Origin of the sequence: Mesorhizobium sp. M0751, assembly GCF_040320265.1 — a bacterium.
Taxonomy (GTDB): Bacteria; Pseudomonadota; Alphaproteobacteria; order Rhizobiales; family Rhizobiaceae; genus Mesorhizobium.
The window spans coordinates 1-1,171 of sequence record NZ_JAMYPH010000079.1 but is presented as its reverse complement, the minus strand read 5'-3'; the positions used below and the strand labels follow the sequence as shown (position 1 = coordinate 1,171).

The 1,171-nt window shown below is 62.7% G+C and carries 1 protein-coding gene; it reads left to right on the top strand.

Going from position 1 to position 1,171, the window contains the following annotated elements; all coding sequences use genetic code 11:
• Window positions 1-208: 208 nt before the first annotated feature.
• On the top strand, window positions 209-1,090 hold the full coding sequence (locus NKI19_RS32715; RefSeq protein WP_352567721.1) for a tyrosine-type recombinase/integrase: 882 nt from the start codon (window positions 209-211) through the stop codon (window positions 1,088-1,090).
• Window positions 1,091-1,171 lie beyond the last annotated feature (81 nt).

Here is a 1,171-nt window from a genome sequence, read left to right as displayed (position 1 = left end):
GGCTCCGCCACATAATCTCGCCCGACGCATAAATGCGGTTGGACTAACCCGCTCCGCAGTCGCGGAGCGGGAAGGAGGTTCTGCGCCGACGGCGTGGTCTTGATGGCGTCGTCCGTGGCGCCGGTCATGCGTGCAAAAGGAGCTCCAACTGCGCGAGCATGGGGTGGCTGCTTACAGCCCATTCCATCGGACAAAGGAGGAGCTTGTCATGACCCAACTTCGCCAGCGCATGAGCGAGGACATGCAGGTGCGCAACTTCGCGCTCAACACCCAGCTCTCGTATTTGCAACAGGTGTCGCTGTTCGCCCGCTACTTCGGCAAGTCGCCGGACTTGCTCGGGCGCGAGGACATTCGGACCTATCAGGTTTATCTGACCAACGAGAAGAAGCTGTCGCCCGGTTCGATCCACACCGCCATTGCGGCGCTGCGCTTTCTCTACAGTGTGACGCTCGAAAGGGACTGGGCGCCTGAAGAGGTTCTCCCGCTTCCCAAGAAGCCGCAGAAGCTGCCGATCATCCTCAGTCCCGAGGAAGTTCAGCGGTTCCTCGGCTGCGTCCTCGACGTCAAACACCATGCCATCCTGACCACATGCTATGCCGCCGGCTTGCGCATTTCGGAAGCGGTGCAGCTGAAGCCCACGGACATCGACAGCCAGAGAATGGTCATCCGCGTCGAGCAGGGTAAAGGCCAGAAGGACCGCTACGTGATGCTGTCGCCCAAGTTCCTGGAGATCCTGCGCAACTATTGGAAGGTGCGCCGGCCAGAGGCGTGGCTCTTCCCCGGCGATCGTGCCGGCCAGCCGATCACCAGGGATGCGGTGGGACAAGCCTGCGCGAAAGCGCGCGACCTCTCTGGATTGTCCAAACCGGTCACGCCGCACAGTTTGCGGCACGCCTTTGCCGTCCATTTATTAGAGGCCGGCGCCGACGTGCGTACCATTCAACTGCTGCTCGGTCACCGCAGCCTCGCGACCACCGCCCATTACCTGCGGATTGCCACCAACAGGGTCTGCGCCACGTCGAGCCCCTTCGAGCTCTTACCGCGTCCGGCGCCCACCCTCCCGCCACCCGCCAAGCCGCAATACTTCTGAGCTCGCGTCGATGGCCCGCTCGGGGCCGGAAGTGGCGGATATCTTCCGCTGCTACGGCGAAGCCTATCGCGCTCAGCATGA